This is a genomic window from Bradyrhizobium sp. SZCCHNR1015 (assembly GCF_032489875.1).
Taxonomy (GTDB): domain Bacteria; phylum Pseudomonadota; class Alphaproteobacteria; order Rhizobiales; family Xanthobacteraceae; genus Bradyrhizobium.
Genome location: NZ_JAUEYW010000017.1, coordinates 131,117 through 155,618, shown reverse-complemented (window position 1 = coordinate 155,618; position 24,502 = coordinate 131,117). Strand labels below are relative to the sequence as shown.

The window sequence follows — 24,502 nt, the reverse complement described above, 5'->3', positions numbered from 1 at the left end:
GCCCCACACGCCTCGCGCCGTCGGACGCCCCGCCGTTTCGACCCGCCTCTGCACGCAATCCCCCGATCTTGCTCTGCACCCCGTGATGCAATCCAAGACCTAGCAGGCGCGCGGCGCCCGCCGAGATCGACGGCGTCCCTGTTTCTTGTTTGAAATCAGCGCGTTACGCGTTTGATCGCGGTTGTAGCGGGCGCGCAACGCATCCACCCAAAAAGTCGCCCCCCCGCAATGGCCTGGGGGACGTGCGACCGATGGCTCACGGATTCGGCGAGCTCTCGCCGGCGACCTGCAGCAGTTGCGAGCGACGGACGCGCTCGCGATGGGCAGTGTAGAGGCCGCTGGAAACGATGAAGGCGGCGCCGACGATGGTCCAGACGTCCGGCACCTCGCCGAACACCAGGAAGCCGAGGATGCTGACCCACAGCAACTGGGTGTAGGAGAACGGCGCCAGCACCGAGGCGTCGGCATAGCGGAATGCCAGCACGACGATCCACTGCCCCATGGTCGAAGCGACGCCGACTAGCACGCCGAAGGCGATGTCCTGCCAGGACGGCGTGGTCCAGAAGAACGGCACGATCGCGGTGAGCACGCAGACGCCGGCGATCGACGAATAGGTCATGATCGTGATCGCGTGCTCGCGCCCGCTCATCATCCGCGTCATGATCAGGGTGCAGGCCCAGGCGAAGGCCGAGACGATCGGAAACAGCGCGGCAAGATGGAACGCGCCGGTGCCGGGGCGAAGAATCACCAGCACGCCAAACAGGCCAACCGCGGTTGCGACCCAGCGCCGCAGGCCGACCTTCTCGCTGAGGAAGATGATCGACAGCGCGGTGACGAACAGCGGCGCGACGAAGCCGGTGGCGGAGGCCTCGGCGATCGGCAGGTAGCGTAAACCGGTGATGAACATCAGCGACGAGCCGAGCAGCGCGACGCCGCGCAGCAACTGAAACTTGAGCTGCGCGGTGCGCATCGCGAACAGCGGCGAGCCCGGGATCATCGCCGGCACCATGATGAGCGCGAATACGACGAAGCGGATCCAGGTGATCTCGATCGAGGGCAGCGTCTTCGACAGATATTTCGCCGTCACGTCCGAGGTGCCGAGGAACACGGTCGACAGCAGGATCAGCGCAATGCCGCGGAACGGCCGGTCGGCGCGGGCGGGCGCGCGCTTGCGCCGGGCCTGCGGCTTGTCCTGCACGGACGTCGGCACGTCGTCGAGGCGCGCGGCGGCGGCCGCACTCGGGGGCGGGGTCACGGTCGAACTCAAAGGTTGGCAGAAGCGACGATTCGGTGAGTGGCGACAAAACGCCAATCGCGGCCGCGGGACAACCCATGGAAAGCGGGCAGCCGATATGCGCTGGCTACGCGCCGAAGTAGCAAACATCCGTAATTTTCCGTGATGCTGCGCTACAGCATGGGCAGCCCACGCGGCTTCGGCCCGCGCGGAAAGGCGCGATCGATCGCGGCGATCTCGGCCGCGGTGAGCTCGATGTCGCCAGCCGCCGCATTCTGCTCGGCATGCTCGGGCCGTGACGCCTTGGGGATCGCGAACAGCGATGACGCCCGCGTCAGGAAGGCGAGCGCGACCTGGCGCGGCGTCGCGCCGTGCTGCTCCGCGATCCGCTGCAGCACCTCGCCGCCGGCGCTGCGGCGTTCCGGAAAATCGTCATGGCCGAACGGCGAATAGGCGACCACCGCGACGCCGTGCTGGCCGCACCATGGGATGACGGCGTGCTCGATGGCGCGCTCCTGCAGGTGATAGAGCACCTGGTTGCAGGCGATCCTGCCCTCGCCTGCGACCTCCAGCAGCTCATCGAGATCGTCGACGTCGAAATTGCTGACGCCCCAGGCCGCGATCTTGCCGGCCGCCTTGAGCTCCTCGAACGCTGCCACCGTCTCCGCGAGCGGATAGGAGCCGGGCCAGTGCAACAGATAGCAGTCGAGCCGGTCGGTCTTGAGCCGCTTCAGCGAGCGCTCGCAGGCGGTGATGGTGCCACGGCGGGAGGCGTTGCTCGGCAGCACCTTCGACACCAGGAACACGTCGTCGCGCCGGCCGGCGATGGCTTCGGCAATGACGAGCTCGGCATCGCCATACATCTCCGCGGTGTCGATGTGGCTCATGCCGAGATCCAGGCCGCGCCGCAACGTGGCGATGGCGCGGCTGCGGTCGGCGTGGTCGAGATACCAGGTGCCCTGCCCGATCACGGACACACCGGCGCCGCCGGTTCCGAATGTCTTGTGCTTCATGGCGGCGAGCATAGAGGATGGAGCGCGCGACGTCGATTGGCGCTCCCCAGGAACGTCATTCCGGGGCGACGCGTCAGCGTTGAACCCGGAATCTCGAACTTGGTTTGCACCGGCTCGTTTCCGCCATGTCGAGATTCCGGGTTCGGGGCCTTGCGGCCTCGCCCCGGAATGACGGCGGGCTTTGCTAGCTCGCCACCTTCACCGACGCCTCGGCCTGCGCCGGCGTCTGCGCGATCAGCCGCTTCATCTCCGGAATGCACGAGCCGCAATTCGTTCCCGCCTTGAGCTGCGCGCCGATCGCGGCGGGCGTGCGCGCGCCGGCGGCGATCGCATCGCAGATGGTGTCGCGGCCGACGCCGAAGCAGGCGCAGACGATCGGGCCGCCGCCGACGCCGTCGGGCGCGCGGCCGGACAGCAGCATGCGGCGCTGGTCGTCGTCGAGACGATCGGCTGAAAACATCGTCTTCACGACGTTCCAGTCGCCGGCATCATGGCCCGGTCCGACGAAGACGCAGGTCTCGATGCGGTCGCCGCCGAAGGACGCGGCGCGATAGACGCCGCCGCCGACATCCATGTAGTCCGTGACATCGTCGGTGGCGCGCGCCTTGAACCACGCCGGCCAGCGCATGAGGTCGCCGTTGTCGGCGAACAGATAGCCGAAGCCGCCCTGCACCGTCGCCCGCGCCCACCACAGATGGGACGGCAGCGCGAGCTCGGTGCGCGACAGGATGAAGCCGCGGAAGACGTACTCATAGGGACTGATCGCGGCCGGCGTCGCCTTGGCCTCGGGCTGGCCGGAGAACGGATCGGTGTGCGAGGCGACGAGCGCGCCGACGCGGCCATGCGAGGAGTTCGTCGCGTTCCAATGGATCGGCGCGAACAGCATGCCGCGCTGCTGGCGCTCGCTGACCACGACCTTGAGGATGCACCGGCCGTGCTCGGTCGTCACCTTGGCGAAGCCGTCATGCATCAGGCCGTAGCGCAGCGCGTCGTCCGGATGCACCTCGACGAACGGCTCCGGCAGATGCGCTCCGAGACGCGGGCTCAACCCGGTGCGCGTCATGGTGTGCCACTGGTCGCGGATGCGCCCGGTGTTCAGCCGCAGGGGCCGCGCGGCATTGGTCTCGCTGCGCAGCGCCGGCACCTCCGGCGCGACGAAGCGGGCCTTGCGGTCGCCGGTGAAGAAGGCGCCGTCGGCGAAGAAGCGCGGCGCGGGCGGCTTGCCCGCGCGCACCGGCCATTGCACCGGGGCCATTGTGTCGTATTCGTCGTCGCTGAGGCTCGCCAGCGCGCCGATGTCGAAGTCGCGGCTGCCGTCGTTCTCGAACCCCGACAGCGCGGCGTGCTCGCGGAAGATGTCCGCGGCGGAGCCGTAGTCGAAGGCGGAAGCGAAGCCGAGCCGCTTGCCGACCTCGCTGAGGATCCACCAGTCCGGCATGGCCTCGCCGGCCGGCGCCATGAAGGCGCGCTGGCGCGAGATGCGCCGCTCGGAGTTGGTGACCGTGCCCGACTTCTCGCCCCAGGCCTGCGCCGGCAGCAGCACGTGCACGCCAGCATCCACGGTGTCGTTGGAGCGCACGTTCTCGGAGACGACGAGCAGCTCGAGCTTCTTCAGGGCCGACAGCACGAGATCGGCGTCCGGCAGCGACACCGCCGGATTGGTGCCGATCACCCACAGCGCCTTGATCTCGCCGCGCGCGATCGCCTCGAACATCGCGACCGCCTTCAATCCCTCATGGGTGGCGATATCGGGCGCCTTCCAGAAGCGCCTGATACGATCGATGTCCGGCGGCGTGAAGCCCATATGCGCGGCGAGCTGGTTGGCGAGCCCGCCGACCTCGCGGCCGCCCATCGCGTTGGGCTGGCCGGTCAGCGAAAACGGCCCCATACCCGGCTTGCCGATGCGCGCGGTGGCAAGATGGCAGTTGAGGATCGCATTGACCTTGTCGGTGCCCTGAGCCGACTGGTTGACACCCTGCGAGTACAAGGTGACGACCTCTGGCGTGTCGCGGAACAGCTTGAAGAAGGCGGCGACATCGGGCTCGGACAGACCGGTGGCGAGCGCGGTCGCCGCGGTGCTGCCGGCAAGGCTGCGCGCGCGCGCCAGGGTCTCGTCGAAGCCAGACGTATGGCGCGCGATGTAGTCGCCGTCGAGCGCGCCGCTGTCGGCGAGATGCACCAGCAGGCCGGAGAACAGCGCCGCATCCGTGCCGGGCCTCAATCCCAGGAACAGGTCGGCTTCTTCAGCCGTGTCGGTACGGCGCGGATCGATGACCACGAACCTGGCGCCGCGCGTTTGCTTGTTGGCCAGCATGCGCTGGTAGAGCACCGGGTGGCACCAGGCGGCGTTGCTGCCCACGAAGACCAGCAGATCGGCCCGATCGAGATCCTCATAGGTGCCGGGGACGGTGTCGGCGCCGAAGGCGCGGCGGTGGCCGGCGACCGACGACGCCATGCACAGCCGCGAATTGGTGTCGACATTGGCCGAGCCGAGAAAACCCTTCATCAGCTTGTTGGCGACGTAGTAGTCCTCGGTCAGCATCTGGCCCGAGAGATAGAACGCCACGGCGTCCTCGCCGTCGCGGGCGACGATGTGCTTGAGGCGGGTCGCGACGTGATCGAGCGCATCGCTCCACGCCACCCGCTCCATGCCGCCCTTGCAGCGGATCATCGGATAGAGCAGCCGGCTCTCGAGCCCGAGCGTCTCGCCGAGCGCCGAGCCTTTGGAGCAGAGCCGGCCGAGATTGGCCGGATGCGACGGATCGCCGGAGATCGCCGCGCCGCCGCTGCCGTCGGGCGTGGCGAGCACGCCGCAGCCGACGCCGCAATACGGACAGGCGGTGCGCACCGTGCGCAACTTGGGATCAACAGTCGTCATCGTGCGAGGCCCCCTCTCTCACGCTGCCCGTGGCCGCGCCGCGGCGCGGCCGAACATCATCTCGGTCCGGATCGCCGCGACCGGCTCGCGGCTGCGGATCAGGTCGCGATACCACAGAGCATCCCTGGTCTCCCCGATCAGCACGGCGCCGGTGAGGCGCCCGTCGGCGATGACGAGCTTCTTGTAGATGCCGCGCCTGGCATCGTTGAGCACGATCGTCTCGCTGCCCTCGACACCAACGAAATCGCCGGCCGAGAACACCGACACCCCCGACACTTTCAGATTGGTCGAGACGACGCTGCCGCCATAGGCCGCCTTGCGTCCGGCCAGATGCTGCGCCAGCACCCGCGCCTGCTCGTAGGCCGGTTCGACCAGCCCGTAACAGGTGCCGCGGTGCTCGGCGCATTCGCCGAGCGCGAAGATGCCAGGCGCCGAGGTCTGCATCGCATCGTCGACGACGATGCCGCGGTTGACGGCGAGCCCCGCTTCCTTTGCCAAGGTCACATTCGGCCGGATGCCGGCGGCGAAGATCACCGCGTCCGCGGCGAGGCGGCGCCCGTCGGCCAGCTCGACCTCTTCGACCCGGCCGTTGCCGTGGATGGAAGCGGTGCTGGCATTGAGCAGAACCTCGATGCCCTTGCGCGCCACCAGCGACTTGAGCAGCGCGGCGGCCGGCGCATCGAGCTGCCGCTCCATCAGCCGGTCCATCAGATGCAGCAGCGTCACCTTGGCGCCGGCGCGCGCCAGGCCATAGGCCGCTTCCAGCCCGAGCAGCCCGCCGCCGACGACCACGACGCGGCCCTTCTTGGCCGCCAGCGCCAGAAGCACGTCGGTGTCGCGGCTGTCGCGGAACGTGTGCACGCCCGGCAGATCGGCGCCCGGCACCGGCAGCCGCAGCGGCAGCGAGCCGGTAGCGAGGACCAGGCGCGAGAACGCCACGTTCTCATCGTTCTCGATCTGCAGCTCGCGGCGGCCGACATCGATGCCGGTCACGCGCGCACCGTATTTCAACGTCACGCCGCGCTCGCGCCACCAGGATGCCGGCTTGAGCTCGATCTCGTGGGACGCGGCCTCGCCGGCCAGCACCGACGACAGCAGCACGCGGTTGTAGGCCAGCCGCGGCTCCTCGCCGATGACGGCGATCGCGTAGCGGCCGAGCACGGTCTGCGACAATTCCTCCGCCAGCTTTGCAGCGGCCATGCCGTTGCCGACGATGACGAGCGGTTCACTCAAAGCGCCTACTCCGCCGCCTGCGCCTTGCCATAGGCTTCCGCGATCATGTAGCCGGACAGCGTGCCATAGGCCGCGGTCCAGGCGGCGGCGACCTCGGGCGTCCAGCCGTCGCCGAGTCCCTTCTCCAGCGTCCACAGCAGCGCGGCGCCGACCACCGGATAGTGCTCCGGCCTGGCGCCGTAATCGACGTGGCGCTTGGCGAGCGCGCTTGCCGCCGGCAGGATCGCAGGCAGGTTGGTCAATCCATTCACCACGACCGCCAAGGTCGCCATCAGCTTCTTGCGCTGCTCGGTGAGGTCGTCCGGAAACATCGCACGCACCTGCGGCGCGACCTCGAACAGGCGATCGTAGAAGATGGTCGCGGCCTGATCGGAGATCGGCGCGACCTTGGCAAAACTGTCCTGAACCAATGCGATCTGAGACGGCGTCATGGGAAATCCTTCGATGCAGCTATCGGGCCTCGTTGGTCGTCTGAAGGCGGACGGCGGTTCGATCCGGCGTCCGGCAGTCATGCAGCCTGGGTGCCTGAATGCGACGGGACCGCGGGGCCCGGCTCAGGTTTCGAACCGTGTTCATAGGCCTCGAGGAAATCGAGCACCTCGCGCCGGTAGCGGTAATAGTCCGGATGCTCCAGCAAGGCCTTGCGCGTGCGCGGTCGCGGAATGTCGACCTGGAGAATGTGACCTATGCGGGCGTTGGGACCGTTGGTCATCATCACCACGCGATCGGCCAGCAGAATTGCTTCATCGACGTCGTGGGTCACGCACAGAGCCGTCACCTGCGTGCGCTGCCAGACTTCCATCAGGACCTCTTGGAGGTCCCAACGGGTGAGACTGTCGAGCATTCCGAACGGCTCGTCGAGCAACAGCAGCTTCGGAGACAAAGCGAAGGCGCGCGCGATGCCGACGCGCTGTCGCATGCCGTTGGACATCGACGCAGCCGGCGTGTCGAGCGAGTCGCCGAGGCCGACGCGCTCGAGGTAGTAGTCGACGACGTCGTTGCGCTCCTTGGGCGTCGCATGCGGATAGACCCTGTCGACGCCGAGCGCCACGTTCTCACGCGCGGTCAACCACGGAAACAGCGACGGCGACTGAAAGACGACGGCTCGGTCGGGACCGGCCGACGAGACTTCGCGACCATCCAGAATGATGCCGCCGAGCGTGACATCGTTGAGCCCGGCGGTCATCGAGAGCACGGTCGACTTGCCGCATCCCGAATGACCGATCACGGAGATGAATTCTCCCTTGCGCACCTTCAGGTCGAAATTGTCGACCACGGTGAGCGGACCGCTCGGGGTCGGATAGACCTTCGACAGCTGTGAGTATTCCAGGTAGCGGTCGGACTGGTAGGGCGCCGAGCTGATCGCGCGCTGGTAGGCCGGGGGCGGCTTCTCCATCTGGGTGATCGGCACCACATTGGGCAGAGAGCGGCCAGCGGCCTTGTCCGGCGTCCGGCCGGCGGCCGCGTCCATGAGATAACTCGTCACCGCTTGCCTCAGTTGCTTGAAGCGCACGTCCTCGTTAATCGAAGAGCGCTGGCGCGGACGCGGAATGTCGACCTTGAAATTCTGTCCGAGCGTGGACTTCGGCCCCGGCAGCAACGGAATGATGCGGTCGGCAAGCAGAATGGCCTCGTCGACATCATTGGTGATCAGCACGACGGTGCGCTTGTCACGCGACCAGATCTCGACGATCTCGTCCTGAAGTCGCGCCCGGGTCAGCGCATCGAGCGCAGACAGCGGCTCGTCGAGGAGCAGAATTTCCGGTCCGGTGGCGAGCGCGCGGGCGACGGCTACCCGCTGCCGCATGCCCCCTGACAGCTCGGACGGCAGGCGCTGCGCCGCATGCGACAGCCCGACCATTGCGATATACCGGTCAACCCTTGCCGACCGCGCCGCCCTGGTCTCTCCGGCGAACACCTGATCGACGGCGAGCGCGACGTTGCCGCGCACCGTGAGCCATGGCATCAGCGAGTAGGACTGGAATACGACGCCGCGGTCGGGCCCTGGCCCGGAGATCGGCTTGCCTTTGAGTGCGATCTCGCCGGCATCGGGCTGAACCAGCCCCGCAATCGCCGAGATCAGCGTCGATTTTCCGCTGCCGGAAAATCCGACGATGGCAACGAACTCGCCCTCCTCGACCTCGAGATCGAGATTGGACAACACGTCGACCTTGCGATCGCCGCTGCCGTAGCTCTTGCTGACGCCCTTCAACGACAGGAATGACATGACGGCCACCTCAGCGCTGACTCGAGAAGGTGAAGGCGGATTGCAGCGCGTACATCACCCGATCGAGCAGGAAGCCGATGATACCGATGGTCAGCACCGCCACGATGATCCGCGCCAGCGACTGTGACGAGCCGTTCTGGAATTCATCCCATACGAACTTTCCGAGACCCGGGTTCTGCGCCAGCATTTCGGCGGCGATCAGGACCATCCAGCCCACCCCCAGCGAAAGACGCAACCCGGTGAAGATCAGCGGCAGCGAGCTCGGCAGCACCAGTTTCGTGATCGTGCGATGGGTCGGGAGCTGGAGCACACGGCCGACGTTCAGCAGGTCCTTGTCGATGGACGCGACCCCGAGCGCCGTATTGATCAGCGTCGGCCACAGCGAGCAGAGCGTCACGGTGATGGCCGAGATCAACAGCGACTTCGGCAGGTATTCGGTCGGATTGGTGTAGAGAGCGGATACGACCATCGTCACGATCGGTAGCCAGGCCAGCGGGGACACCGGCTTGAATATCTGGATCAGTGGATTGAGCGCACCGTTCACGGTCTTCGAAAGTCCGCAAAAGATGCCGAGCGGAACCGCGATCACCGTAGCGACGACGAAGCCGACGGCAACAGTCAGCAGACTGGTGAGGATCTGATCGAAATAGGTCGGGTTTCCGGCGTAGCTTCGCTGCTTGACCTCATCAGCCCGTCCGTCCGCGATCAGCTTGGCATTGCGTGCCTCCTGCCGTTCGTAGAAGGCGGCCTGCTTGGCGCGTTCGGCCACATGATCGGCGTAGAGATTCTTGGCCTGACCCCAGACTTCGGCTGGCCCCGGAATGGCGCCGAGCGACGTCTTCACGTGGGGCGCGACCCAACCCCACGCAGCAAGGAAGAGGCCGATGCCGAGCAACGGAACGAGCAGCGTCTGCCGGAGCTCCTTCAATTGCGGCTTGATACTGTCGCCGGCCGCCATCCGCGCCAATGGAGCGAGCCAGCCTAGACCGACGATATTCAGATAGCTCGCGGCGGCGTTGATCCGCGCGAAAATTCGCTCCTTGCGCGCGCGCTGCTCCGCGGCGGCGTCGACATCGACGTAATCTCCGACAATAGCCATTGCTCATCTTTCAGAATGCGAGACAGGGACCGGGTGTGGACCGCCAGGACTTGTGGCCCTGCCACCGTTCATCCGCCGATGATCTTGTTGCCTTCGATCTTCTGCTTGCCCTTCAGCCCCACCTTGAGACTGTCGATATAGGCGTTCGGCTGGCGACCATCGTAGGTCACGCCATCGATGAATTCGGCAGTCGGCGCGCGGAAGCCGTCGGTCTGCCAGGGAAAATCCTCCTTCTTCGCCTTGCCGTCCGCGACGAGTTGCTGGGCGGCCGCAAGATAGATGTCGGGCCGATAAACGCTCTTGGCCGTCGCGTGGTACCAGGCATCGTCCTTGGCCTCCGCGATCTGTCCCCAGCGCCGCATCTGGGTGAGATACCAGACGGCGTCGGAGTAATAGGGATAGGTCGCAAAGTAGCGGAAGAAGACGTTGAAATCCGGAATCTGCCGCTTGTCGCCTTTCTCGTACTCGAATGTGCCGGTCATCGAGTTCGCGATCACCGCCTTGTCGGCGCCGACATATTCAGGCTTGGAGAGCATCTCGACGGCTTTGGCGCGGTTGGCGTTGTTGTTCTCGTCCAGCCACATCGCGGCACGGATCAAGGCCTTGGTGAGCGCGAGCGTCGTATTGGGATTCTTCTCGGCGAACGCCGCCGTGATGCCGAACACCTTCTCGGGATTGTCCTTCCAGATCTCGTAGTCCGTGATCACCGGCACGCCGATGCCCTTGAAGACGGCGGCCTGATTCCACGGCTCACCGACGCAATAGCCGTTGATGGTGCCGGCTTCGAGCGTGGCGGGCATCTGCGGCGGCGGCGTGACCGACAGCAGGGCTTCGGCGGCGATGGTGCCGCTCGTATCATCGGCGGAATAATATCCAGGATTAATGCCGCCGGAGGCGAGCCAGTAGCGAAGCTCGTAGTTGTGGGTCGAGACCGGGAACACCATGCCCATCTTGAAGGCCTTGCCGGAAGCCTTGAGCTTCTCGATGGCCGGACGCAGCGTCTCCGCCTTGATGGGATGCACCGGCTTGCCGCTCGCATCCTTCGCCACCTGTGGCTTCATCAGCTCCCAGATCTCGTTGGAGACCGTGATGGCGTTGCCGTTGAGATCCATCGAGAACGGCGTGATGATATGGGCCTTGGTCCCGAAGCCGATCGTCGCCGCGAGCGGCTGGCCGGCAAGCATGTGCGCGCCATCGAGCTCGCCGGTGATGACCCGATCGAGCAGCACCTTCCAATTGGCCTGTGCCTCCAGCGTGACAATCAGCCCCTCGTCCTCGAAATAGCCGTTCTCCTTGGCGACCGCGAGCGGGGCCATGTCGGTGAGCTTGATGAATCCGAACTTGAGCTCGTCCTTTTCAAGCTTGGCCGCACGCGCACGGCTGGAAGTGAGCGCCAGCGCGGCGGCAGTGCCTGCCGCAAGAAACGCACGACGATCCAGCATGGCGCCGCGCTTGGAAGCGAACGCCTGTTCCGGATCAGGACGTCGGGTGAGGTCGGATGAATTCGGCATGAAAGGATGATCCTTTGCGTCGCCGTGACGCCTTGCCGGCCTGCGGACGCAAGCCGACTCCCGGAGAAGGCTCCGGTGAGCTGTCACGCTGCTGATGAATGAGTTTTCGGGAGACGGCGTCGATGGCGTCAAGAGTACTTATTCAATCTTTGTGCCAAGCGCGTTCTGAGCCGGAGCGCAGCAATTTCAGCGGGTTAGGAACAAGCCGTCCGCGCCTGCCTTCGCCAGAAACGCACGTATCTTTTGCGATTCGCTTGCTATATGTGCAATGCACACCGAATGAGCACATGCGATACGGCCGTAAGCAGCCGCCGTCTCAACGCCCGGCACATTCGCTCATGGTCGCGCCGCGCAATCGGCTAAGGCGTTGGATAAATTGACGAACCGGCATTGTGGCCAGAATTGGCACGTGGCTTGCTAACAACTCATTAGTCAACGATGACTGCGGTTCGACGGATTGTTGAGGCTGTTAGCGCCTGACATTCGGGACGGATCTCAATGAACTGCTCCGATCCCAGCAGTCGTCGTGATGCGCCCGCAATTCAGCCTTGCACCGACATTCGACGCCGCTCGCTTCATGTGGTGCCCACCGGGAAACGCGTTCCCAGCGGGCAACGCGAAACCGGCAGTTGTTAAGCACAATCAGAAGGAAGCCTGAATGTCGTATCTCGCGCCCTCGGAATTCGTCACCAAGATGGTGGATGCAGGGGAGTCCAAGATCTTCATGTCGACACGGGATACGGTCATCCGCGCCTATATGGCCGGCGCCATTCTCGCGCTCGCGGCGTGGTTCGCCGTGACAATCAATGTGAACACCGGCCAGCCGATCATCGGCGCGCTGCTGTTTCCCGTCGGCTTCTCGATGCTCTATCTGCTGGGCTTCGACCTTCTGACCGGCGTGTTCGTGCTGTCGCCGCTGGCCTTGATCGACAAGCGTCCGGGCGTGACCATCGCAGGCGTGCTGCGCAACTGGGGACTCGTCTTCATCGGCAATTTCGCCGGCGCGCTGACGGTGGCCTTCATGATGGCGTTCGTGACGACCTTCGGCTTCACGCAGGAGCCGGATAAGGTCGGCGCCGTCATCGGCAATATCGGTGAAGGCCGGACGCTCGGCTACGCGGCGCATGGCGCGGCCGGCATGGCGACGCTGTTCATCCGCGGCATGCTGTGCAACTGGATGGTCTCCACCGGCGTGGTCGGCGCGATGATCTCGACCACCGTGCCAGGCAAGGTGCTGGCGATGTGGATGCCGATCCTGGTCTTCTTCTACATGGTGTTCGAGCATTCGGTGGTGAACATGTTCCTGTTCCCGTCGGGGCTGATGCTCCATGCGAAGTTCTCGATCATGGACTATCTGATCTGGAACGAGATCCCGACCGTGCTCGGCAATCTCGTCGGCGGCCTCTCCTTTACCGGCCTCACGCTCTATGCCACCCATATCAGGACGCAGCCGAAGCGCGATGCCAAGGTCTCCGTTCGCGCAGCCGCCTGATTTCATTTTCCCTTGGGAGCCCGCCCGCGCTAAGGTCGGGCTCCCTCGCCTTCGCCCCACAGCCAAATGCCATTGCGGATCACAATCGGAGCGCATTCCGACAAAGGGCAGAAGCCGGGCAACCAGGACTTCCACGGCGCCCTGATCCCCGATGAGCCTGCGCTCAGCCTGAAAGGCATCGCGGTCGCCATCGCCGATGGCATCAGCAGCAGCGAGGTCAGCCACATCGCGAGCGAGTCCGCGGTCAAGAGCTTCCTAACCGATTATTACTGCACGCCGGATGCCTGGTCGGTGAAGACGTCGGCGCGACGCGTGATCACGGCCGCCAACTCCTGGCTTCATGCCCAGACCAGAGCCAGCCAATACGCCTATGACCGCGACAAAGGTTACGTCTGCACGCTCAGCGCGATCGTGATCAAGGCGGCCACCGCGCATCTCTTCCATGTCGGCGACTGCCGCATCTCACGCCTCGCCGGCCATTCGCTCGAGCAGCTCACCGACGATCATCGCGTCATGATCTCGTCGCAGCAGAGCTATCTGGGGCGCGCGCTCGGGGTCAACCCTCAGGTCGAAATCGACTATCAGGCTGTCAGGATCGAGCGCGGCGACATCTTCGTGCTCGCGACCGACGGCGTTCACGAGCATGTCGGCAAGCGTTTTGTCGCCAACGTGTTGAAAGAGAATTCCCACGACCTCGACCAGGCGGCCCGCATCATCGTCGCCGAGGCGCTGGCGCAGGGCAGCGCGGACAATCTCACGATCCAGATCGTGCGGATCGACGAGCTCGGTGTCGGCGACGCCGCCGAGATTCCGGTCCAGGCCGAGCAGCTGCCGCCGGCGCCGCTGCTGGACGCGCGGATGATCTTCGAGGGCTACCGGATCTTGCGCGAGATCCATTCCAGCAGCCGCAGCCACATCTATCTGGCGGTCGACGTCGAGACGGAGCTCCCCGTCGCCATCAAGGTGCCTTCGATCGACCTGCGCGGCGACCCGGCCTATTTGAAGCGCTTCCTGATGGAAGAGTGGATCGCGCGACGGATCGACAATCCGCACGTGCTGAAGGCCTTCCCATCGACGCGCCGCCGCGATCATCTCTACGTCGTCACCGAATTCGTCGAAGGCCAGACCCTGGCGCAATGGATGATCGACCATCCGAAAGCCGATCTCGATACTGTCAGAGACATCATCGAGCAGATCGCCAACGGACTGCAGGCGCTGCATCGCAAGGAAATGCTGCACCAGGATCTGCGGCCTGCAAACATCATGATCGACCGGACCCGGACGGCGAAGATCATCGATTTCGGATCGGTGCGCGTCAGCGGCGTGGTCGAGGCCGACCCGGCCGCCGACCACGACAGCATCCTCGGCACCCAGCAATATACGGCGCCGGAATATTTTCTCGGCGAGGGCGGCTCCGAATGGTCCGATCAGTTCTCGCTCGGCGTGATCGCCTACCAGATGCTGACAGGCCGGCTGCCCTATGGCGCGCAGATGGCGCGCGCGAGAACCCCGGCACAGTTTCGCAAGGTGCGCTATCAGCCGGCCTCGGGCGATGACCAAACCGTCCCGCTCTGGATCGACGGGGCACTTCGCCGCGCCGTCCATCCGGTCGCTGCCAAACGTTACGAGAGCCTCTCGGAATTCGTCTTCGACCTTCGGCACCCCAATCCGGCCTATGTCGGCGGCGACCGGACGCCGCTGATCGAGCGCAATCCGCTGCTGTTCTGGAAGGCAACGACGGCGCTGCTCGCGATCGCAGTCGTCATCCTGCTCGCGGTTCGCCACGGCGGCTGGTAGGCGAGCCCGGCGCTCGCGCCCCGATCAAGCGGGTTCAGGCGCGATCGCGCCGAGCGGACGCGGCGCCACGCCCGCTCCCGGCTTCATGCGGAAATCATAGGTCATCAAGTGCCATGGCCCGACGGCCAGCTTGCCATCCGGCATCACGGCGTCGGTGCTCCGTTGCACCTGGGCGATGAGGTCGTCCTTGACGCCAAAGACGACGTCACTGTCAAGATATTCGTCGCCGCCGACGAAGACATGGGTGATCAGCGGCTCGTAGCCCTTGGCGTCCACCAGGAAATGCACATGGGCCGGGCGCATCGGATGACGCTTCGTCTCGAGGATCATCCGTCCCACCGGACCGTCGGTCGGGATCGGATAGCTGCAGGGCAGGATGGTGCGGAAGAAGAAGCGACCATCCGCATCCGTGATGAAGCGCGCCCGCGACGACGGACCATCGCTTTCATAGGACGGCCGCTGCGAATCGTAGAAGCCCTCGTCGTCGGCATGCCAGACATCGACCGTGGCGCCCGCCAGCGGGGCACCCGACAGATCGGTCACGCGTCCCTGCACGAACATCTTCTCGCCCTTGAGATCCGCCGAGATGTCGGTGCCGTGGGCCGTCACCTTGTGCTCGCCGACGTAGAACGGACCGAGCACGGTCGTCTCCGTCGCCCCTGCCCGGTCGCGATGATTGATGGCGTCGACCAGCATCGACACGCCGAGCACGTCGGACAGCAGGATGAACTCCTGCCGGCTCGCGGTGCAGGTCTGGCCGGTGCGGGTCAGAAAGTCGATGGCGGCGGCCCACTCGTCGAAAGTGAGCTCCGTCCGGCGCACATAATCGTGCAGCGACTTCACCAATTCCTGCAGCAGGAATTTCGCGCGCGGATCGGGTGTGCGCTCGAAGCTCGCGACGACGGCCTCCGTGAGCTCGACCTCGTTGAATTGTGTCATTGCCAATTCCTCCCGGCGCAAAGGGTACACGACGCATCCCCGGCCCGCCATTGGACGCGGCGCGTTTTTCGGCTATCACCCGAAACAAACGGGATGCGCGGCCGATCCTCGCGCAGGCCGCCGGAAACCGATCATAGCGGAGACGCCGATGCTCGCCCCCACTCCCGCCTCGCCCGAAACCGTCGGCATGTCGCAAGCCGCGCTCGACCGCATCGATGCCCACCTGAAACGGCGCTATGTCGAGGCAGGCCGTTTTCCTGGCACGCAGTTGATGGTCTATCGCCGCGGCAAGGTCGTGCACACGAGCTCGCTCGGCTTTGCCGATGTCGAGCGCAAGGTCCCGGTCAGGGACGACACGATCTACCGCATCTATTCGATGACCAAGCCGATCACCTCGGTCGCCTTCATGATGCTGGTCGAGGAAGGCAAGGTCGCGCTCGACGAGCCCGTCGCCAAATACATTCCGGAGTGGAAGAATCTCGGCGTGTTCGTCGCCGGCACGGCACCGGCCTTCGTCAGCCGGCCCCCGGCGCGGCCGATGCTGATCGTCGACCTGCTGCGCCACACCTCGGGCCTCACTTATGGCTTCCAGCAGCGCTCGAACGTCGATGCCGCCTATCGCGACGCCAAGATCGGCGCGGTCGAAAAGGCCGGCACCCTGCAGTCGATGATCGATGACCTCGCGCGGATTCCGCTCGAGTTCTCGCCGGGCGAGGCCTGGAACTACTCGGTGTCCACCGACGTGGTCGGCTATCTCGTCGGCAAGATCGCCGACCAGCCGTTCGAGCAATTCCTGAAACAGCGCATCTTCGATCGGCTCGGCATGAGCGACACCGACTTCCACGTTCCCGCGGCGAAGGCGCACCGCCTTGCGGCGTGCTACTCGGCCGACGCCGGCGGCGCCTTGTCGTTTCACGCCGCCGATCGCAAGGGCGGCCTGACCTTGCAGGACGACCCGGCGACCAGCACCTTCCTCAACCCGCCCGACTTCATCTCCGGCGGCGGCGGCCTGTGCTCGACCACGGCCGACTATCTGACGTTCTGCCGCGCATTGCTCAATGGCGGCGAGCTCGGCGGCGTCAGGCTGCTCGGGCCGAAGACGCTGAAGCTGATGACCTCGAACCATCTGCCCGGCGGCGTCGACCTGCCGGCGCTGTCGCGCTCGATGTTCGCGGAAGCGGCCTATAACGGCATCGGCTTCGGTCTCGGCTTCTCGGTGACGATGGACCCGGCCAAGACGCTGATCCCCGGCAGCGCCGGCGAATATGCCTGGGGCGGCGCGGCCTCCACCGCGTTCTGGATCGACCCGGCCGAAGAGCTGATCACGATCTTCATGACCCAGGTGCTGCCCTCGAGCGCCTACCCGATCCGCCGCGAGCTGCGCACGATGGTGTACGCGGCCATCACCGAGAGCAACGTTTAGGAGAGGCGCTGTGGCGGCAAAGCCGCTCAGGGAACCGACGATCCCCGCGCATTGCGCTTGGCGCGCTTGCACCGCTCTCCTATGCTGACAACGATGTGAACGGCTGCAACCGCCGGGACCTTGCGGACGCAGCCGCTCCAGCCTGATATGCGCTCGCTGCATACATTCGCCTGCGCCCGACGCATCTCCCCAGCCGACGTCAGTCCCAACGGCAATCAGCAGCGCCAGCTCAAACGGGGCATCCGTGCCAAAACTCTCCCTGCCGATCCGGCTTGCTCTTCTGGTCGCAGGGACCACGCTGCCGCTCATCCTGTTCGCAGGCGGGATCGTCTTGCACAACTACATGCAGGACCGCAGCGACGCCCGCCAGCGCGTGCTGGAGACGGTGCGCAGCATCCGCCTGACGCTCGATGCCGAAATGCAGCGCATGACCGGCGGCGTCCAGGTGCTGGCGCTGACCGATGCGCTGACCACCGGCGATTTCGAACGCTTCCGGCCGATCGCGATGGGCTTCCTCGAGCAGTACGGCAAGAACGGCACGATCGTGGTCGCCGACCGCGAGGGACGCCAATTGTTCTCGTCGGCGACGCCGGATACGGCTCACCTGCCGCCGCGCAACAACCGCGAGATCACCCGCCGCGTGTTCGAGACCAGGCAGCCGCAATATTCCGACCTGTTCTACGGCGTCGTGAAGAAGAGCCTGATCGTCACCGTCGAGGTTCCCGTCTTTCGCGACGGCGAGGTCGTCTATGACATCTCGTTCAGCCCGCCGATCGAGATGTTCCAGACCATCCTGGAAAAGCAGCGGCCGAACCCGGACTGGACCCTGTCGCTGCTCGACCGCCAGGCGACCGTCTTCGCACGCGTGCCGAATCCGACGAAGACGATCGGCAAGCAGGCCTCGCCCTCGGTCTTCGATCGCATGCGCAGCGAGCAGGAGGCGACGCTGTCGAGCGTATCGCTCGAGGGTGTGCCGCTGCTGTCGAGCTTCACCCATTCCACCCTGACCGGATGGACCATCGGCGCCGGCATCGCCGAGGATTCGCTGGTGGCGCCGCTGTGGCGCAACCTCGCCGTTACCAGCCTGCTCGGCGGCATCATGCTGGCGATCGGCCTGGCCTTCGCGGTGCGGATGGCGACGACGATCGCGCGCGCAGAGATGCTGCACGATCTGCTGATCGAGGAGCTCAATCACCGGGTCAAGAACACGCTGGCGATCCTGCAGGCGATCGCGGTGCAGACCTTCCGCAGCGCCAGCCGCCATGAGCGCGAGAAGTTCGAGGGCCGGCTCGGCGCGCTCGCGGAGGCGCATAATCTGCTCAGCAAGGAGAAATGGCAGGGCTCCGAGCTGCAGGACGTGATCGAGCGCGTGCTCAAGCCCTACCGCCTCAACACGCCCGACCGCATCAGGATCTCCGGCCCGAAGGTGGCGCTGTCGCCGCGGCTCGCGGTCGTGCTGTCGATGATCGTGCACGAGATCGCAACCAACGCCGCCAAATATGGCGCGCTCTCGAACGACACCGGCACGGTCGATCTGTCCTGGGAGCTGACGAGCGCGGCCGACGCCGCGAAGAAGCTGCCGGCACGGCTGCGGCTGGTGTGGCAGGAGACCGGCGGCCCGGTGGTCTCGGCGCCGATCCAGCGCGGCTTCGGCTCCCGCCTGATCGAGCGCAGCGCGCGCGATCAGCTCGGCGGCGAGGCCACGGTCGACTTCCTGCCGCCGGGCGTGGTCTACACCATCACCTGCAAGCTCGACGATTGAGCCGCGTCAGCCGAACCTCTGCAGCGCCGGGAACGTCTCGAGCAGCCAGATGCTGAAGGTCGAGACCGCGCCGGTGAGAAAGCCGATGCCGGTGGCGATCATCAGCACGCCCATCGCGCGCTCGATGTTCACGAGATGGCCACGCATGCGCATGAACAGCGCCGAGAACTGCTCGATCATGAACGCCGCGACCAGGAACGGAATGCCGAGGCCGGCGGAATAGACGGCAAGGAGCCCGGCGCCCTTGGCGACCGTCGTCTCCGCGGCTGCGATCGAGAGGATCGCAGCCAGGATCGGCCCGATGCACGGCGTCCAGCCGAAGGCGAAGGCGAGCCCCATGACATAGGCGCCCCACAGGCCGACCGGCTTGGGGATCGGCAGCCGCCCTTCGCGCATCAGGAACGCGATCCGGGTCAGGCCGAGGAAGTGCAGGCCCATCACGATGATGACGATGCCGGCGAGAATGGACAACTGCTCCGACCAGGCCCGGATCAGGCCGCCGATCAGCGAGGCGCTCGCCCCCAGCATGACGAACACGGTGGAGAAGCCCAGCACGAACAGTGCGGCCGAGATCATCACCGCGCGGCGCGACGCGGCCGGAGGCTCCTCGCTCTCGATGTGCTCGATCGTGGCGCCGGTGAGATAGACCAGATACGGAGGAACCAGCGGCAGCACGCAGGGCGAAAGAAAACTGACCAGGCCAGCAATGAACGCGGCCGGAATCGATACGTTCTGGATCATGCGAGTCCCGCGATACGCCCCTCCAGGCGCAAGCCGGGGCACGACGCTTCTTGCCGCCGATACGGGGAATACGCAACAGACGTGCCGAAGTTACGGCGCTCAACGATGATCACCGCCTGCAGGCCTTCGCTAGGATTGAGCCCGACGTCCCCGGATCAGAGCCTCGTCGGCAAAGTCCCGCCCGGATGCGGCACGTCCACCCGTTCCAACCGGCTCGTCCGCGAGCCGCGCGCGCATCACCGCGGGATCACGACATATCACAAATGCGCTAAATGCACCTTTGTGCACACATCGAACTGTGCTATTTCACCACTCGAAGCAAAGGCTGCCTGCGCTGACCCGGCTGCAGCTTCGGATCGCGCAGCTTGTCGGGATTGTCAGCTTGAACCATCTCATCGCAGAGCGATCTCAGATCGTCCTCGCTCAGACGGTTCAGCTTCATACGCAGGTCGAGGATGGCAACCGAGACCAAATGTGCCGATTCGCGATTGCCCGTCGCCGCGAGCGTGGCGCGGCACTGCTCCAGGGATGCAAGCACTGCAAGCATTTGTTCGTCTGAATTGGCCACAGGCGTCGTTTCCGTTCTAGCGTGCGACGAGATGGAGCCGAGCAACTCCCGACTCGCGGATGGCTTCCAAATACGTCATGTCGTAGCTCCCCTGCGCTTTGCCCATGCGGCTCATCCGAGCCGCGCGCCCACCCCCTGGGACGGCACGACGACGTCCTGGCATGGCGCATGGTGAAGACACATCACCGCTCCCCGGCATTCGATGAGTTAGCGCCACGATCCGTTCATCAAGATAGCATGACAACGGACCATCTTCGAATACCATTTCATTGCAGTCGAGGCAAAAACCGTCGATCTTAGGTTCGACTCGCGCTAAGCGTGTCTCTGTCCTACATGATGTGTCAGACCGCGCGTCTGCTGGCGGTAAGACCATGCTGCAGAGAACTGAACGTGGCAGACTCATCGACCCTCGATCGCTCAACCAAATCATGGCACGAACGTGCCCTGCCCGTAATTTATCGGAATCACTCTAGCAGGCGGAGAGAGCTTGTATGCGCGTTGCGGCGGAACGGGGCGTTCCTCAGAAGGAACGCCAGGACCTAGCCGAGACCCCTGCGACGCTGGCGCCAGGGGAGCACGGCGACTCGTCTGCTGCGGCAGGATCGAGCATTGAACTGAGCCGAGAGAGTGGCGGCGCCAAGGGCGCAACGGCGAGCAAGCCGGCAAAAACTGCGACGGGCCGGGCCGCCCCGGCCAAGTCGACCGTGAGCAAATCGGCGCTGGCAAGCCTCACCGACTGGGATGCAGCGCGGATCTTCCTCGAGGTTGTCAGGGCCGGCAGCTTCCGCTCCGCGGCAGAGCGGCTGACGCTCTCGATCAATGCCGTACGGCGACGCATCGATGATTTCGAGCGGCAGATCGGCGCGACGCTGTTCACACGCGACGTCCACGGCGCTCGGCTGACCGACGAAGGCGCACTGGTGGTCTCTGCCGTCGAACGCATGGAGGCCGCGTCATTCGAGCTGCTGCGCGCGGGCGATGGTCTCGCCGGCGCTGCGTCGGGCGAGGTCCGGGTCGCGGTGACCGAGGGGCTCGGCACGTTCTGGCTGGCGCCGCGGCTGGTCGAATTTCAGCAGAGCTTTCCCAACGTCATGGTCGACCTCTATTGCGCGATGCGCTCGGCCGACGTGTCACGCCACGAGGCCGACGTGGCCATCCATCTCTCCCGGCCGGCGGCGCTCGACGTCAAGCTGGTCCGGCTCGGCCGCATGCACCTGATGTGCTTTGCGAGCGAGAAATATTTGGAGATATTTGGCATCCCAAAGACGATTGACGATCTCGTCAAACATCGCTTGGTTCTGCAGGTGGCGGACGAAGCCGCCGCCAACGCCGCCTTCGCCACCATCTTTCCCGGTTTCGAGCAGCGGGACCTGATCGCGATGACCACCAATGTCTCGAGCGCCAATTACTGGGCCGTGGCGCACGGCGCCGGCATCGGGGTCTTCCCAACCTATGCGAGTGCCCTGGGCGGGAAGATCATACCACTTGAGGTTGACCTCAAGTGGTCCTACGACATCTGGCTGTCCTACCATGCCACCACCGGACGCATCCCTAGGGTGCGTCACATGATCGACTGGCTGGTCGAGGCCTTTAACCCTGGCAAATACCCGTGGTTTAAAGACGAATTCATTCATCCACAGCAACTTAAAACAGTATATATGGGTGAACCCCTGACCCATCTATTCGGGGGCTTTCCGATGGAAGGACGGTAAAATCAGTATGAACAAATCAGCGGCAAAGAAAATGAAGCAGCGCAGTGCGGGCAAGCCCGACATCGAGCTCGGCAAGCGGATTCGCCTCCGGCGTGTGGAGCAGAAGATCTCGCAGGCTGAACTCGGCGAGAAGCTCGGCGTGAGCTTCCAGCAGGTCCAGAAGTACGAGAAGGGCGTCAACCGGGTCGGCGCTGCGCGTCTGCAGCAGATCGCCACCGCGCTCGACGTGCCCGTGACGTTCTTCTACGACGGCGACAGCAAGGCGCGCGAGGTCGAGAGCCTCCTGTTCCTGGACTCAGCCTTCAGCCTGCGGTTGCTGCGCGCCTACAGCAAGATCAAGGACCAGACCGTACAACGTCAGCTGGTATCCTTGATGGAATCGATCGCAGCGAACGAAGAATAGGCAAGGCTGTCTGATCCGTCAGACAGATCTGCCCGTGATGGATATGGACCATCTTCGCTCGAGGGCGCAACTTGGGGGCGCCAGGCTTTGCCAGCTCGGGCGAGTTCACTGCCTCGGCTCGAGGCCGAGTGATCGGCGCGGCCGGCACACCGGCCCTTCTCGTCCGCCCAGCGATCGCTGCGCGGTCTGAGGCTTCGTCGCCCTTGTATTCTCGTGCTCTCTGCCGTCATAGGAAGTGGCGGCATGGCGGCGTTTCGGTCCCGTCGGCCGACGCTGATCATGAACGCTGCGCGTCCTCTCCTGGGCCACCCGTGCACAGGTCGAGAGCATCGGCTCCGACGTCCTCTTGCCTGCCCATCGTGGCCTGAACTCACATTGACGCCGTCACCGGCGCGGTGAACGATGTCGGCCGCCTTGCCCTCCCTGCCGACGGACCCTCATGCCGACCATCTCCGAGCTCCCCACCACCTTCGCCGAGGGCAAGATCCTCATGACCAGAGCGGGCGACGGCGTCGGCATCATCACCTTCAACAACCCGGATAAGCGCAATGCGATGTCGCTGGAGATGTGGGAGGGGCTCGGCCAGGCCCTGGTCGCGCTGCGCGACGATGACGCGATCCGGGTCGTGGTGCTGACCGGCGCCGGCGGCAAGGCCTTCGTGTCCGGCGCCGACATCAGCCAGTTCGAGCAGAGCCGCCACAACGCCGCGGCCTCGGAGGCCTATGCCGAGCGCAGCGCCGCCCAGCGGGCGCTGCTCGCCGGCTACCCTAAGCCGACGATCGCCTGCGTCAGCGGCTTCTGCCTCGGCGGCGGCCTGCAGATCGCGATGCTGACCGACATGCGCTTTGCCGCCGCGGACAGCCAGTTCGGCATCCCCGCCGCCAGGCTCGGCATCGCCTATGGCTATGACGGCCTGCGCAACCTGGTGTCACTGGTCGGCCCGTCGCAGGCGCGGCTGCTGCTCTATACGGGCCTGCGGATCGATGCCGCGGAGGCGCTGCGCATCGGCCTCATCGATCGGATGATCCCCAACGACGAGCTGCTGCCGGCGACGCTGGAGATCGCCCGCACCATCGCCGGCAATGCGCCGCTGGCGGTCAAGGCCGCCAAGATCACCATCGCCGAAGTGCTGAAGGACGAAAGCCGGCGCGACATGGAAGCCATCAAGCGGATCGGCGACGCCTGCATGGATTCGGAGGATTTCCGCGAGGGCCGCCGCGCCTTCATGGAGAAGCGCAAGCCGGCCTTCAAGGGACGCTAGAGCGCCTCCAGCACCGCCTTGGTCACGTCGATCGTGCCGGCCTTGCCGCCGAACTCGAACGGCTTGAGGCCGGAGGCATAGACCCGGTCGACGGCCAGCTCGATCCGCTGCGCCGCTTCGGCTGCGCCCTCGATGCCATGCGTGTCCGCCAGCCAGTCCAGCATCATCGCGGCCGAGAGGATCATCGCGGTCGGATTGGCCTTGCCCTGCCCCATGATGTCGGGCGCGGTTCCGTGGCAGGGCTGGAACACGGCGTGGCGGTCGCCGATGTCGGCCGACGGCGCCATGCCCATGCCGCCGACGAGACCGGCGGCGAGATCGGACAGGATGTCGCCGAACATGTTCTCGGTGACCAGGACGTCGAAATCCCACGGGCGCTTCACCAGCATGAGCGCGCAGGCATCGATGTAGAGGCGGTCCGTCTTCACGTCCGGATGAAGTTGAGCGACCTCGTCGAAGATCTTGCGAAAGTAGGCGAAGGCCTTGAAGACGTTGGCCTTGTCGACGCAGGCCAAAGTTCCCGAGCGGCCGCGCGCGCGGCGCCGGGCGGCGAGCTTGAAGGAGAAGTTGAACAGCCGCTCGGATGTCTTGCGGGTAATGACAAGGGTCTCGCGCGCCTCCTCATATGTCACCACACCTTTGCCCATCGAGGCGAACAGGCCTTCGGTGGACTCGCGGATGACGACGAAGTCGATCCCGTGCTCGGCGGCACCAACGATCGGACTCGGCACGCCCGGGATCAGCCGCGCCGGCCGCACGCCAGCATAGAGGTCGAAATGGAAGCGCAGCTCGATCTGCGGCGCGATCTCGGTGTTGTCGGGATAGCGCACCGAGGGCAGCCCGCAGGCGCCGAGCAGGATCGCGTCCGCCTCTTCGCACAGCCGGATCGTCGAGTCGGCGATCGAGACGCCGGTTGCGAGATAGTTGTTGGCGCCAGCCTGGGCCTCGGTGAAGCGGAACGACAGGCCGGCCTTGGCCTCGACCTTGCGCAGCACCTCGAGCGCGGGCGCCATGACTTCAGGACCGATGCCGTCGCCGGGGAGGACTGCGATGTGGAGTGAATTGGTCGAGGGCATGGGCGACGCTTTCGAGGACGACATCAATGAGCCGTCATGCCCGGGCTTGACCCGGGCATCCACGACTTTCTAACGCCGCGGCGCCAAAGACGTGGATGGCCGGGTCAAGCCCGGCCATGACGAGCGGACGGAG

At 65.3% G+C, this 24,502-nt stretch carries 19 protein-coding genes; 7 read left to right on the top strand and 12 right to left on the bottom strand.

The features are described 5' to 3' along the window. Positions 1-256: 256 nt before the first annotated feature. The 8 genes from QX128_RS27515 to QX128_RS27480 all read right to left on the bottom strand — a co-directional run bounded on the left by QX128_RS27515 (position 257) and on the right by QX128_RS27480 (position 11,126). Entirely contained in the window at positions 257-1,210 is a 954-nt protein-coding gene (locus tag QX128_RS27515; protein WP_316239052.1) for a DMT family transporter, read from the bottom strand. 197 nt (positions 1,211-1,407) lie between these two features. Next, complete coding sequence (locus tag QX128_RS27510; RefSeq protein ID WP_316239044.1) at positions 1,408-2,247, bottom strand: aldo/keto reductase; 840 nt, start codon at positions 2,245-2,247, stop codon at positions 1,408-1,410. 184 nt (positions 2,248-2,431) lie between these two features. Next, the gene (locus tag QX128_RS27505; RefSeq protein ID WP_316239043.1) at positions 2,432-5,125 is read right to left on the bottom strand and encodes a molybdopterin-dependent oxidoreductase; all 2,694 of its coding nucleotides are present in this window, start codon (positions 5,123-5,125) and stop codon (positions 2,432-2,434) included. 18 nt (positions 5,126-5,143) lie between these two features. Further along, positions 5,144-6,358, bottom strand: a complete 1,215-nt coding sequence (locus QX128_RS27500) for an NAD(P)/FAD-dependent oxidoreductase (RefSeq protein WP_410053187.1) — start codon at positions 6,356-6,358, stop codon at positions 5,144-5,146. Positions 6,359-6,363: 5 nt separating this feature from the next. Beyond that, a complete protein-coding gene (locus tag QX128_RS27495) occupies positions 6,364-6,789 on the bottom strand; it encodes a globin family protein (RefSeq protein ID WP_316239042.1) in 426 nt (141 codons plus the stop codon). A gap of 77 nt (positions 6,790-6,866) precedes the next feature. After that, a complete protein-coding gene (locus QX128_RS27490; protein WP_316239041.1) occupies positions 6,867-8,585 on the bottom strand; it encodes a nitrate ABC transporter ATP-binding protein in 1,719 nt (572 codons plus the stop codon). Positions 8,586-8,595: 10 nt separating this feature from the next. Continuing rightward, entirely contained in the window at positions 8,596-9,684 is a 1,089-nt protein-coding gene (locus QX128_RS27485) for an ABC transporter permease (RefSeq protein ID WP_316239040.1), read from the bottom strand. Between the two features lie 68 nt (positions 9,685-9,752). Then, on the bottom strand, positions 9,753-11,126 hold the full coding sequence (locus QX128_RS27480) for a CmpA/NrtA family ABC transporter substrate-binding protein (protein ID WP_316239050.1): 1,374 nt from the start codon (positions 11,124-11,126) through the stop codon (positions 9,753-9,755). A 727-nt stretch (positions 11,127-11,853) separates the two neighbouring features. On the opposite strand from QX128_RS27480, the gene QX128_RS27475 reads away from it, so the two are divergent. After that, a complete protein-coding gene (locus QX128_RS27475) occupies positions 11,854-12,687 on the top strand; it encodes a formate/nitrite transporter family protein (protein WP_316239039.1) in 834 nt (277 codons plus the stop codon). Positions 12,688-12,753: 66 nt separating this feature from the next. Further along, the gene (locus tag QX128_RS27470) at positions 12,754-14,484 is read left to right on the top strand and encodes a bifunctional protein-serine/threonine kinase/phosphatase (RefSeq protein WP_316239038.1); all 1,731 of its coding nucleotides are present in this window, start codon (positions 12,754-12,756) and stop codon (positions 14,482-14,484) included. A gap of 24 nt (positions 14,485-14,508) precedes the next feature. Here QX128_RS27470 and QX128_RS27465 read toward each other — a convergent pair whose 3' ends face one another. After that, positions 14,509-15,423 (bottom strand): intradiol ring-cleavage dioxygenase, encoded by a 915-nt coding sequence (locus QX128_RS27465; protein WP_316239037.1) that lies wholly within the window; start codon positions 15,421-15,423, stop codon positions 14,509-14,511. A gap of 148 nt (positions 15,424-15,571) precedes the next feature. Here QX128_RS27465 and QX128_RS27460 point away from each other — a divergent pair, with 148 nt between their 5' ends. Both QX128_RS27460 and QX128_RS27455 read left to right on the top strand, forming a co-directional pair. After that, the gene (locus QX128_RS27460; RefSeq protein WP_316239036.1) at positions 15,572-16,846 is read left to right on the top strand and encodes a serine hydrolase domain-containing protein; all 1,275 of its coding nucleotides are present in this window, start codon (positions 15,572-15,574) and stop codon (positions 16,844-16,846) included. Positions 16,847-17,090: 244 nt separating this feature from the next. After that, a complete protein-coding gene (locus QX128_RS27455; protein WP_315802517.1) occupies positions 17,091-18,608 on the top strand; it encodes an HWE histidine kinase domain-containing protein in 1,518 nt (505 codons plus the stop codon). A gap of 6 nt (positions 18,609-18,614) precedes the next feature. Here the strand turns inward: QX128_RS27455 and QX128_RS27450 are convergent, their stop codons facing one another. Both QX128_RS27450 and QX128_RS27445 read right to left on the bottom strand, forming a co-directional pair. After that, entirely contained in the window at positions 18,615-19,349 is a 735-nt protein-coding gene (locus tag QX128_RS27450; protein WP_315802516.1) for a cytochrome c biogenesis CcdA family protein, read from the bottom strand. A gap of 301 nt (positions 19,350-19,650) precedes the next feature. After that, complete coding sequence (locus QX128_RS27445) at positions 19,651-19,896, bottom strand: hypothetical protein (RefSeq protein ID WP_315802553.1); 246 nt, start codon at positions 19,894-19,896, stop codon at positions 19,651-19,653. Positions 19,897-20,408: 512 nt separating this feature from the next. Between QX128_RS27445 and QX128_RS27440 the strand changes: the two genes are divergently transcribed. The 3 genes from QX128_RS27440 (at position 20,409) to QX128_RS27430 (ending at position 23,293) form a co-directional block, all read left to right on the top strand. Beyond that, complete coding sequence (locus QX128_RS27440; RefSeq protein ID WP_315802515.1) at positions 20,409-21,629, top strand: LysR family transcriptional regulator; 1,221 nt, start codon at positions 20,409-20,411, stop codon at positions 21,627-21,629. 7 nt (positions 21,630-21,636) lie between these two features. After that, a complete protein-coding gene (locus QX128_RS27435) occupies positions 21,637-22,032 on the top strand; it encodes a helix-turn-helix domain-containing protein (protein ID WP_015668220.1) in 396 nt (131 codons plus the stop codon). Between the two features lie 439 nt (positions 22,033-22,471). Beyond that, on the top strand, positions 22,472-23,293 hold the full coding sequence (locus tag QX128_RS27430; RefSeq protein WP_316239035.1) for an enoyl-CoA hydratase: 822 nt from the start codon (positions 22,472-22,474) through the stop codon (positions 23,291-23,293). On the opposite strand, the gene QX128_RS27425 is transcribed toward QX128_RS27430, so the two are convergent. Further along, entirely contained in the window at positions 23,290-24,369 is a 1,080-nt protein-coding gene (locus tag QX128_RS27425) for an isocitrate/isopropylmalate dehydrogenase family protein (protein WP_316239034.1), read from the bottom strand. The two genes, QX128_RS27430 and QX128_RS27425, sit on opposite strands and share 4 nt — an antisense overlap. Positions 24,370-24,502: the final 133 nt, after the last annotated feature.

What these genes read in the sequence shown, in the direction of transcription:
- QX128_RS27510 (WP_316239044.1), bottom strand. Translation starts at nt 2,247, where the DNA reads ATGAAGCACAAGACATTCGGAACCGGCGGCGCCGGTGTGTCCGTGATC.
- QX128_RS27505 (WP_316239043.1), bottom strand. Translation starts at nt 5,125, where the DNA reads ATGACGACTGTTGATCCCAAGTTGCGCACGGTGCGCACCGCCTGTCCG.
- QX128_RS27495 (WP_316239042.1), bottom strand. Translation starts at nt 6,789, where the DNA reads ATGACGCCGTCTCAGATCGCATTGGTTCAGGACAGTTTTGCCAAGGTC.
- QX128_RS27490 (WP_316239041.1), bottom strand. Translation starts at nt 8,585, where the DNA reads ATGTCATTCCTGTCGTTGAAGGGCGTCAGCAAGAGCTACGGCAGCGGC.
- QX128_RS27485 (WP_316239040.1), bottom strand. Translation starts at nt 9,684, where the DNA reads ATGGCTATTGTCGGAGATTACGTCGATGTCGACGCCGCCGCGGAGCAG.
- QX128_RS27480 (WP_316239050.1), bottom strand. Translation starts at nt 11,126, where the DNA reads ATGCTGGATCGTCGTGCGTTTCTTGCGGCAGGCACTGCCGCCGCGCTG.
- QX128_RS27475 (WP_316239039.1), top strand. Translation starts at nt 11,854, where the DNA reads ATGTCGTATCTCGCGCCCTCGGAATTCGTCACCAAGATGGTGGATGCA.
- QX128_RS27470 (WP_316239038.1), top strand. Translation starts at nt 12,754, where the DNA reads ATGCCATTGCGGATCACAATCGGAGCGCATTCCGACAAAGGGCAGAAG.
- QX128_RS27465 (WP_316239037.1), bottom strand. Translation starts at nt 15,423, where the DNA reads ATGACACAATTCAACGAGGTCGAGCTCACGGAGGCCGTCGTCGCGAGC.
- QX128_RS27460 (WP_316239036.1), top strand. Translation starts at nt 15,572, where the DNA reads ATGCTCGCCCCCACTCCCGCCTCGCCCGAAACCGTCGGCATGTCGCAA.
- QX128_RS27450 (WP_315802516.1), bottom strand. Translation starts at nt 19,349, where the DNA reads ATGATCCAGAACGTATCGATTCCGGCCGCGTTCATTGCTGGCCTGGTC.
- QX128_RS27445 (WP_315802553.1), bottom strand. Translation starts at nt 19,896, where the DNA reads ATGCTTGCAGTGCTTGCATCCCTGGAGCAGTGCCGCGCCACGCTCGCG.
- QX128_RS27440 (WP_315802515.1), top strand. Translation starts at nt 20,409, where the DNA reads ATGCGCGTTGCGGCGGAACGGGGCGTTCCTCAGAAGGAACGCCAGGAC.
- QX128_RS27435 (WP_015668220.1), top strand. Translation starts at nt 21,637, where the DNA reads ATGAACAAATCAGCGGCAAAGAAAATGAAGCAGCGCAGTGCGGGCAAG.
- QX128_RS27430 (WP_316239035.1), top strand. Translation starts at nt 22,472, where the DNA reads ATGCCGACCATCTCCGAGCTCCCCACCACCTTCGCCGAGGGCAAGATC.
- QX128_RS27425 (WP_316239034.1), bottom strand. Translation starts at nt 24,369, where the DNA reads ATGCCCTCGACCAATTCACTCCACATCGCAGTCCTCCCCGGCGACGGC.